Origin of the sequence: Streptomyces morookaense, assembly GCF_013030945.1 — a bacterium.
Classification (GTDB): Bacteria; Actinomycetota; Actinomycetes; order Streptomycetales; family Streptomycetaceae; genus Streptomyces; species Streptomyces morookaensis.
Window position 1 is genome coordinate 49,720 of sequence record NZ_JABBXF010000073.1, and the last position, 9,070, is coordinate 58,789.

Below are 9,070 nucleotides of genomic sequence, written 5' to 3' on the forward strand. Positions count from 1 at the left end.
GCTGGGGGGTGCCCCCAGCGCCCCTTCGAGGCGCCTGGCTTACGGGGCGCCCGGTTTACGGGGCGCAGGGCCCGGCGGCGGCGTTTCGCCCGGTGGGCGGCGCGGCCTGCGGGGTGGCGGTATCGGCTGTGCCGTGCGGGTCGGGATGTCGGACGGGTCCTCTCCCGGTGCGCGCAGGTACGGATTCGTGTCACCGCTCGACGGCCGGTACGACGAGGACGGTGTGTACGGCCCCGGCAGAGAGACCGGATCGGGGTACGTCCGCGCACCACGGGTCCGTACGGCGCGGCGGCCCGCCGTGCCCGTCGCGCAGGCCAGCAGTGCCCCGGCCGCCCCCGCGGCGCACCCCCAGAGCGCCCCCAGCAGCAGCGCCGACGGCACACTTCCGGCCAGCTCCAGGCCGGCCCCGGCCGCGTCGATGCCCAGCACCGACAGACTGGCGTCCGCCTTCAGCCGGGTCGCCAGCACCAGCAGCGGCAGCGCCACGGCGGTGGCCGCCCCGAGCGAGAGGGCGCACCGGCCCACGAAGGCGCCGGTCCGCGCACCGTCGCGCGGGGTGCGGACGGCCGTGAGCACCCCGGCCGTCAGCATCAGCAGCACGCTTCCCACGCTCAGCAGCCACACCAGCGGCTCCAGGTCCGCGAGCCGGCTCACCGACACCGCCGAGTCGGCCTGCCCCTTCAGCAGTTTGTCCAGCGGGTCGGGGAGCACCTGCAGCAGCGAGCCGCTCGCCGTGCCGCGCCAGGGCACGAGCAGGCCCAGCGGCACCCCGATCCACACACCGTTCGGCGCACCCAGCAGCGCAGCCCCCAGCACCCGCCGGGGACGGCCGTCCCCGGCGGCCGCGGCCACCGCCGCCGCCAGGCCCGCCACGACCGCCAGCACCAGGACCGCGCACACCGCCGAGGCGGCGGGGCGGACGCTGCGGTGCAGCGCGGACCAGGCCACCGGCAGCCGGGCCCGGCGGGAGACCAGCACGGCGATCACCAGGACGGCCAGCACCCACACCGCTCCGCCGAGCAGCGAGGGACCGGTGCGCACCGAGAAGCCGACGGACGCCTTCGCCTTGGCGAGCCCGGAGATGCGGTCGGCCAGCCCGCCGCCGATGTCCCCGAGGCTCCCCAGCCCGGGGATCTGCAGCCCCCCGCTGCCTCCCCCGGAACCCGGCCCCGTGCTGCTGCCGTCGAAGGTGACCGTGGACGACCCGGCCCACGCGAGCCCGCCCAGCAGCAGGACGAACAGCAGGGCCACCGCGCCCGCCCGCGCGGCCAGTTCGGCGCCGCGCAGGGCGGCTCCGGCGGGGCGCAGGGAACGGGCGAAGATGCCGCCGAGCAGCAGCGCCCCCACCAGGCTCACACCCAGTGGCGCGAAATCGATGGTGGTGTGCGCCCCGGCACCGGCCAGCCCGAAAGCCTCGACCGAGCCCGAGGGAGTCACCGAGCCGCCGACCGCCAGCACGACCACGGCGGCCGTCATCGGCCCCAGCCGTCCCGCGGCATCCGCCCCGAGCAGATGCAGACCGAGTGCCGCAATTCCCGCCATGGCGAGAAAAGCCCAGCTCACGGCCGCTATGGAAGTAAGGAGCAGATCTGCGGCGAAAGCTGTGCGCCTGCCACTGGTGATGGTCATTGCGCCCCCCGGTCCATACCAGTTGCCCGGATGCTGGTGATCCGTACGCATCCATGGGCTGTTACCACTCTCCGGGCGACTTTCGGATCGGTCAACAGTGCCTGTTACACGGCTGCTTCAGTCCCCGACTTTCGGTCGGGGGACTGTGCCTGAAATAGTTCCTCCCGATGTTCGCCATCCCTAGACTCCCCGTGCAGGGGGCTCATCGGGGGACAAGTAGTGGGGCATGGAGTGCCGGAACTCGTACTGGAATTGAATGGACAGACCTGGACGCTCGATCCGTCCAGGTCGTACACCCTGGGTCGTGATCCGCAGGGTGACATGGTGCTGGAGGACGCCCGGGTGTCGTGGCGGCACGCCACCGTGCGCTGGGGCGGCCACAGTTGGGTCATCGAGGACCAGGGCAGCACCAACGGCACCTATGTGCAGGGTCAGCGCATCCATCACATGGAGATCGGCCCCGGCTCCGCCGTGCACCTCGGCAACGCCACCGACGGCCCCGTGCTGCACCTGAGCGCGGCAGCGGCCGCGGCCCCGGCCGCGGACCTCTACAACGCACAGACGGCCATGGCCGCGCCGCAGCAGCACCAGGCGTACCAGACGCCGGTGCAGCAGCCGGGACACGACTGGGCCGCCCAGCAGCACCAGGCACAGCAGCCGCAGCACCAGCAGCAGGCCGCCTGGCAGCAGCCGCAGGCCCAGCAGCACCAGCAGCAGGCCTACGTCCCGCAGCAGCAGGCGGCCCCGGCCGCGCAGCCGCAGCAGCCGACCGGCGGCGGTGCCGCGGGCGCGGCGCCCGTCCACGGCGACCGCAGCCCGACCAGCTTCCACCAGATGGCGGTCGGCCGCGTCATGCGCATCGGCCGTGCCCTGGACAACGAGCTGGTCGTCTCCGACCTCCAGGTCTCCCGCCACCACGCGGAGTTCCGGGCCACCAGCGACGGCCGCTTCGAGATCGTCGACCTCGGCAGCCACAACGGCACCTACGTCAACGGTCAGCCGGTCAGCCGGCAGATCATCGGCCCCCACGACACCGTCGGTGTCGGTCACTCCACCTTCCGCCTCGTCGGCGACCGGCTGGAAGAGTTCGTCGACACCGGCGACGTCTCCTTCTCCGCGCGCCACCTGACCGTCACGGTCGACGGCGGCAAGCAGATCCTCAAGGACGTCTCCTTCGGCGTCCCCGAGAAGTCGCTGATCGCCGTCATCGGCCCGTCCGGCTCCGGCAAGTCCACCCTGCTCAAGGCGCTCACGGGCTACCGCCCCGCCAACCAGGGCGACGTCCTCTACGACAACCGGAACCTCTACAAGCAGTTCGCCGAGCTGCGCCAGCGCATCGGTCTGGTCCCGCAGGACGACATCCTGCACAAGGAGCTCACCGTCCGGAAGGCACTGCGCTACGCGGCCAAGCTCCGCTTCCCCGGCGACACCGCGCCCGCCGAGCGCGAGGCCCGCATCGACGAGGTGCTGCGCGAGCTCAAGCTCGACATCCACAAGGACAAGAAGGTCACCGCCCTCTCCGGCGGCCAGCGCAAGCGCGTCTCGGTCGCCCTGGAGCTGCTGACCAAGCCGTCGCTGATCTTCCTGGACGAGCCCACCTCCGGCCTCGACCCGGGCATGGACCGCGACGTCATGCAGCTGCTGCGCGGCCTGGCCGACGACGGCCGCACCGTCCTCGTGGTCACGCACTCCGTGGCCGAGCTGGCGCTCTGCGACAAGCTGCTCGTCATGGCGCCCGGTGGCTCCGTCGCCTACTTCGGCCCGCCGGAGGAGGCGCTCAACTTCTTCGGCTACGAGACCTGGGCCGACGTCTTCTCGGCCTTCGAGAACTACCGCGACTACGACTGGGCGGGCCGCTGGAAGGGCTCGCAGCACTACCAGATGTACGCGGCCGACATCGACGCCGTCGCCCCGCAGTCCGTGCACGTCCAGCCGCAGAGCCCGCCGAAGGCCCAGAGCTGGGGCTCGCAGCTGTGGACGCTGATGCGCCGCTACGCCTCGGTCATCGCCTCCGACCGCGGCTTCATGGGCCTGATGCTCGTGCTGCCCGCGGTGCTCGGCGGCGTCAGCTGTGTGATCCCGTCCGACTACGGCCTCGGCGCCCCGGACCCGCGGCACTTCAACCAGGACGCCGGCACGATCATGCTGATCCTCGCGGTCGGCATGTGCTTCTCGGGCGCCGCCAACTCCGTCCGAGAACTGATCAAGGAACGGGTGATCTACGAACGGGAACGGGCCGTCGGCCTCTCCCGCTCCGCGTACCTGATGTCCAAGGTCATCGTCCTCGGACTGATCACCGCCCTGCAGGGCGTCATCATCTCCGCCATCGGCTTCTCGATCCGCAAGATGCCGAAGGAGGGCGTGATCCTCAAGAACCTCCCGGCCGTCGAGCTGTGCCTGGTGATCATCGCCCTCGGCTTCACGTCGATGATGATCGGCCTCGTGATCTCCTCGCTGGTGAAGACCGCCGAGAAGACGATGCCGCTGCTGGTCATGTTCGCCATCGTCCAGGTGGTGTTCACCGGCATCATGTTCAAGATCTACGACTCCCCGGGCGTCGAGCAGGTCGCCTGGCTGATGCCCTCCCGCTGGGCCATCGGCGCCGCCGCCGCGACGCTGGACCTGTCGCACATCATGGCGCCGATGGACAAGAGCAACCACGACAACCTCGACCCGCTGTGGACGCACAGCGCCGCGCAGTGGGGCATCGACGTGGTCGTGCTCCTCGCGCTCGGCGTGATCTGCGGAATCGCGGTCGCGCGCCTGCTGCGCCGTCACGAGCCGGAAGTCATGCGCAAGTGACGATTGCTCACGTATAACGCCTGAGGGCGGTGTTCCCGGAATTCGGGAACACCGCCCTCAGGCGTTGTACGGCCGTGCAGAAGAACGTGCCGAAGAAAGGATCAGTAGGCCGAGTTCACGTTGTCCATCGAGCCGTAGACCTTGGCCGCGTAATTGCAGGCGGCGGTGATGTTGGCGACCGGGTCGTAGATGTTCCAGGACGTGCCGTCGACGTGGTACGCCTTGAAGGTCGGGTCGATCACCTGCAGCAGGCCCTTGGAGGGTATGCCGGCGGCGGCGTTGGAGTCCCAGTTGTTGATGGCGTTGGGGTTGCCCGTCGACTCCCGCATGATGTTGCGGTAGATGCCGTTGTAGGTGCCCGGAATGCCCTTGGCGGCCATGATGTCCAGGGACTGGCGGATCCAGCCGTCCAGGTTGTTGGCGTAGACCTTGGGGGCCGGGGCGGCGGGCGCGGCCTCGACCGGCTTGCGCTCCTCGGAACGGCTCGCGGCCTGCTGCTCGGCGCGCTCCTTGTCCGCCTTGGCCTTCGCCTCGTCGTCGGCCTTCTTCTTGGCCTCGGCGGCGGTCTTGGCCTGCGCGGCGGCGGCGTCCGACTGCTTGGTCAGCTCGCTCTGCTGGGTCTCGCCGAAGGCCGAGGTGTTCCAGGCCACCTCCTTGACGCCGATCGACTGCGCGTCGCCCTTGGCGCCGGCGGTCGGCACGAGGGCGAAGGCCAGGGCGGCGGCGCCCGCGCCGGCGATGCCGGCGGCGGAGAACTTGTGGACCTTGGTCAGGCGGGTATAGCCAGAGATGGGGGAGCGCATACGAGCTGAACCTCTTCCGATCGCGTGAGCCGCAGGGGCCGTTTTCGGGCTGAAAAAACAGCGCCGTGTCTTTCGACGGCGCCGTGCGACGGGGGAAATTCTTAGCGCTCGCAAAATGCTGTGGCAAAGGTGTGACGTACTATCCCGCTTCGTTGCGGAGGGGTCCGCCCGCGACCCGGCGAACCTGTCCGGTCCCTGTGTGGGCCGCCGCTTACGACGGACTTATGCGTCCACTAGGCCGCTTCGTAAGTGATGTGCGTCCCATGAGCGGGCTCACACCGGGACCCCTGGGGGTTCACCCGGTGTGAGCGCCGCGGTGCATTCCGTGGAAAGGGGGCTCAGACCTCCACCAGCACCTGGTCCAGGTTCTTGCGCACCAGGTCCGGCACCTCGCAGTCCGCCGCCGGATAGCCGACGGGGATCACCGCGAAGGCCTTCTCGTTCACCGGCCGCCCCAGCACCTCCGACAGGAACCGCATCGGGCTCGGCGTGTGCACCAGTGCCGCCAGCCCCGACAGGTGCAGCGCCGAGAGCAGCATCCCGACCGCGATGCCGACCGACTCGTCCACGTAGTAGTGCTTGCGCCGCTCCCCGTCCGGGCCCAGCCAGTAGCGCTGCTGGAAGACGACGATCAGTGCCGGGGCGTCCGTCAGATGCGGCTTGACCTCGTCCGTGCCCAGCGGCCGCAGCGCCGCCAGCCACTCCTCGCCCAGCCGCCCCTCGTAGGAGATGCGTTCCTCCTCCTCGGCCGCGGCCCGGATCCGCCGCCGCACCGCCGGGTCCTTCACCAGCACGAACGTCCACGGCTGCTGGTGCGCCCCGGACGGCGCCGTGGCCGCGCACGCGATCGCGTCCCGCACGGCCTGCTCGGGCACGGGATCGGCGGAGAACCGTCGCACGGTCCTGCGCCGGTCCATCCGCTCCCGCAGCTCCGCGGCCCGGACGAGCGACTCGGCGACGGGCATCCGCTCGGGCCGGTAGGGCACCGGCCGGTAGGGCTCGCCATGGATGGGTGTCCACTGCATCGGTGACGTCATGGCCAGAGTCTGGCCCGCGCGGGCCTTTCGGCCTAGGCCCCGGGTCCCGGCCGGCTGCGGCCGCCGGTCCGATCCCCCGCACGTGACCCGTGGGTACGGTGAGGCCATGACCACTGGCCCACGCTCCGGACTGACCGCCGTGAGCAGCGCCCTCCTCGCCATGAGCCGGCATCTGGAGGTGCGCGACGTCCTGCACACGATCGTCGCCTCGGCCCGCGAACTCCTCGACGCCGAGTACGCGGCGCTCGGCGTCCCCGACGACCACGGCGGCTTCGCCCAGTTCGTCGTCGACGGCGTCAGCGACGAGCAGTGGAAGGCCATCGGCCCGCTGCCCCGCCAGCACGGCATTCTCGCCGCCATGCTCCAGGAGGCCACCCCGCAGCGGCTGGCGGACGTCCGCCTCGACCCCCGCTTCGAGGGCTGGCCCGCGGCCCACCCCGACATGTCCGACTTCCTCGGCATGCCCGTCGCCGACGGCGACGAGATCCTGGGCGCGCTCTTCCTGGCGAACAAGCGTTGCCCCAAGCCGGCCGGCGGCTGCGGCTTCACCGCCGAGGACGAGGAACTGCTGCGCGTCCTCGCCCAGCACGCCGCCATAGCCCTCACCAACGCCCGCCTCTACGAGCGCAGCCGCGAGCTGACCATCGCGGGGGAGCGGTCCCGCCTCGCGCACGAGCTGCACGACGCCGTCTCCCAGAAGCTCTTCTCCCTGCGGCTGACCGCCCAGGCCGCCACCGCCCTCGTCGACCGCGACCCGGCCCGCGCCAAGGAGGAGCTGCACGAGGTCGCCCGGCTCGCCGCCGAGGCGGCCGACGAACTGCGCGCAGCCGTCGTGGAATTGCGCCCCGCAGGACTGGACGAGGACGGGCTTGTCGCCACCCTGCGCACCCAGGTCAAGGTCCTCGACCGGGCTCACACGGCCCGCGTCACCTTCGCCTCCCGCGGTGTACGGGCTCTGCCGGCCGCCCAGGAGGAGGCGCTGCTGCGGGTGGCCCAGGAGGCCCTGCACAATGCGCTGCGCCACTCCGGCGCCGGTGCCGTCGATGTCACGCTCGCCCGCTGCGGCCAGGGCGCGGCCCTGCGGGTGGCCGACGACGGCCAGGGGTTCGATCCGTCCGCCGTCCGCCGGGCCGGACGGCACCTGGGCCTGGTCTCCATGCGGGACCGGGCCAACGGGGTCGGCGGCAGGCTGAGAGTCGTCTCGGAGCCCGGCAAGGGCACCACGATCGAAATGGAGGTGCCCGGTGGCTGAGGACCGCGTGATCAAGGTGCTGCTGGTGGACGATCACCAGGTGGTCCGCCGGGGACTGCGGACGTTCCTGGAGGTGCAGGACGACATCGAAGTGGTCGGGGAGGCGGCGGACGGCGCCGAGGGCGTGGCCCGCGCCGAGGAGCTGTGCCCCGACGTCGTCCTCATGGACGTGAAGATGCCGGGGATGGACGGCATCGAGGCGCTGCGCAGGCTGCGGGAGCTGGAGCACCCGGCCCGGGTGCTGGTCGTCACCAGTTTCACCGAGCAGCGCACCGTGGTCCCCGCCCTGCGGGCCGGTGCGGCGGGCTACGTCTACAAGGACGTGGACCCCGATGCGCTCGCCGGCGCCATCCGGTCCGTGCACGCCGGGCACGTCCTGCTGCAGCCCGAGGTGGCCGGGGCGCTGCTGTCGCAGGACGAGGGCGGCAACGGGCAGGGGAGAGGCAACGCGCTCACCGAACGGGAGCGCGAGGTGCTGGCCCTGATCGCGGACGGCCGGTCCAACCGGGAGATCGCCCGGGCCCTGGTGCTGTCGGAGAAGACCGTCAAGACGCACGTCTCCAACATCCTCATGAAACTCGACCTCGCCGACCGCACCCAGGCGGCCCTCTGGGCCGTCCGCCAGGGGCTGGGCGCCTGACGGGGGTCGTAGCGGAACGTCACGTTCTGATCGGAGGTTCATGCGGTCGTGTGATAACCCGCCCGGGGGCGCAACTCGTCCGGCAGCGGCCCGTTTTCCATGGCGTAACCGCGGCGGCTGGCCGTGGCGAAAGCTCCAGGAAGGTCTCAGGAAGAGTGAAGAACATGAAGAAGGCCGCTGCTGTCACCATCGCTGCCGGCGGCCTCGCCCTCATGGGTGCCGGTATCGCCTCCGCCCATGGGCAGGGGCACGTCGGCGCCGGCGCCGAGTCGAAGGACAACCCCGGCGTCGTCTCGGGCAACGTCCTCCAGGTCCCCGTCGAGGTCCCGGTGAACGTCTGCGGCAACACGGTCAATGTGGTCGGCCTGCTGAACCCGGCGCACGGCAACCTCTGCGTCAACGAGTAAGGGCTTCGCAGCCCGACTCGTCCGCCGGTCGTCCCCGTTCCTCCCGGGCGGGGCCGACCGGCGGATTTTCGGGGGAGTCAATCGTCCGAACGAGGGCAAACACCGCCGACGGCCGTGCCGTCGGCGGCGCAGTGGCGTTCATCAGTGCACGGCCCCCATGGCTGGGGTCGACAGGTCTCAGCACAAAGGAAGACACCTTATGAACAGAGCCACGAAGGCTGCCCTCGTTCTGGCCGCAGCAGGAGCCGCCGTCACCGCTTCCGTCGGCAACGCCCTCGCCACCGGCGGCGGGCCCGACGGTGCGGGCGCCATCGGGGTCGCGAAGGGCTCGCCCGGTGTCATCTCGGGCAACGTCATCCAGGTCCCGATCCAGCTCCCGATCAACCTGTGCGGCAACAGCATCGACATCGTCGGGCTCCTCAACCCGACCTTCGGCAACACCTGCGTCAACGCCTCGGTGGAGGAGGAGCACCACGAGGTGCGTCACATCCACGTCCACC

The 9,070-nt window shown here is 71.0% G+C and carries 8 protein-coding genes; 5 read left to right on the plus strand and 3 right to left on the minus strand.

Annotated features, from left to right (window positions below; all coding sequences use genetic code 11):
• Positions 1 to 39: 39 nt before the first annotated feature.
• Positions 40 to 1,680: a streptophobe family protein gene (locus HG542_RS26775; protein WP_306665343.1), complete on the minus strand. Its 1,641-nt coding sequence runs from the start codon at positions 1,678 to 1,680 to the stop codon at positions 40 to 42.
• A gap of 180 nt (positions 1,681 to 1,860) precedes the next feature.
• Between HG542_RS26775 and HG542_RS26780 the strand changes: the two genes are divergently transcribed.
• On the plus strand, positions 1,861 to 4,431 hold the full coding sequence (locus HG542_RS26780) for an ABC transporter ATP-binding protein/permease (protein WP_435861195.1): 2,571 nt from the start codon (positions 1,861 to 1,863) through the stop codon (positions 4,429 to 4,431).
• 101 nt (positions 4,432 to 4,532) lie between these two features.
• Here the strand turns inward: HG542_RS26780 and HG542_RS26785 are convergent, their stop codons facing one another.
• Positions 4,533 to 5,234, minus strand: a complete 702-nt coding sequence (locus HG542_RS26785; RefSeq protein WP_171085792.1) for a transglycosylase SLT domain-containing protein — start codon at positions 5,232 to 5,234, stop codon at positions 4,533 to 4,535.
• 338 nt (positions 5,235 to 5,572) lie between these two features.
• The gene (locus HG542_RS26790) at positions 5,573 to 6,271 is read right to left on the minus strand and encodes a nitroreductase family protein (protein ID WP_171085794.1); all 699 of its coding nucleotides are present in this window, start codon (positions 6,269 to 6,271) and stop codon (positions 5,573 to 5,575) included.
• Positions 6,272 to 6,377: 106 nt separating this feature from the next.
• On the opposite strand from HG542_RS26790, the gene HG542_RS26795 reads away from it, so the two are divergent.
• The 4 genes from HG542_RS26795 to HG542_RS26810 all read left to right on the plus strand — a co-directional run.
• The gene (locus HG542_RS26795; RefSeq protein WP_171085796.1) at positions 6,378 to 7,523 is read left to right on the plus strand and encodes a GAF domain-containing sensor histidine kinase; all 1,146 of its coding nucleotides are present in this window, start codon (positions 6,378 to 6,380) and stop codon (positions 7,521 to 7,523) included.
• Complete coding sequence (locus HG542_RS26800; RefSeq protein ID WP_171085798.1) at positions 7,516 to 8,163, plus strand: response regulator; 648 nt, start codon at positions 7,516 to 7,518, stop codon at positions 8,161 to 8,163. Before HG542_RS26795 ends, HG542_RS26800 begins: the two co-directional genes overlap by 8 nt.
• 155 nt (positions 8,164 to 8,318) lie before the next feature.
• Complete coding sequence (locus tag HG542_RS26805; RefSeq protein WP_171085800.1) at positions 8,319 to 8,570, plus strand: chaplin; 252 nt, start codon at positions 8,319 to 8,321, stop codon at positions 8,568 to 8,570.
• Positions 8,571 to 8,769: 199 nt separating this feature from the next.
• Positions 8,770 to 9,070 (plus strand): chaplin (locus HG542_RS26810; protein WP_171085803.1); only part of this gene is annotated, 301 nt, incomplete at its 3' end.

Bases quoted from the DNA above. Each gene is read 5' to 3' on its own strand.
- HG542_RS26790 (WP_171085794.1), bottom strand. From the start codon at position 6,271: ATGACGTCACCGATGCAGTGGACACCCATCCATGGCGAGCCCTACCGG.
- HG542_RS26785 (WP_171085792.1), bottom strand. From the start codon at position 5,234: ATGCGCTCCCCCATCTCTGGCTATACCCGCCTGACCAAGGTCCACAAG.
- HG542_RS26775 (WP_306665343.1), bottom strand. From the start codon at position 1,680: ATGCGTACGGATCACCAGCATCCGGGCAACTGGTATGGACCGGGGGGC.
- HG542_RS26795 (WP_171085796.1), top strand. From the start codon at position 6,378: ATGACCACTGGCCCACGCTCCGGACTGACCGCCGTGAGCAGCGCCCTC.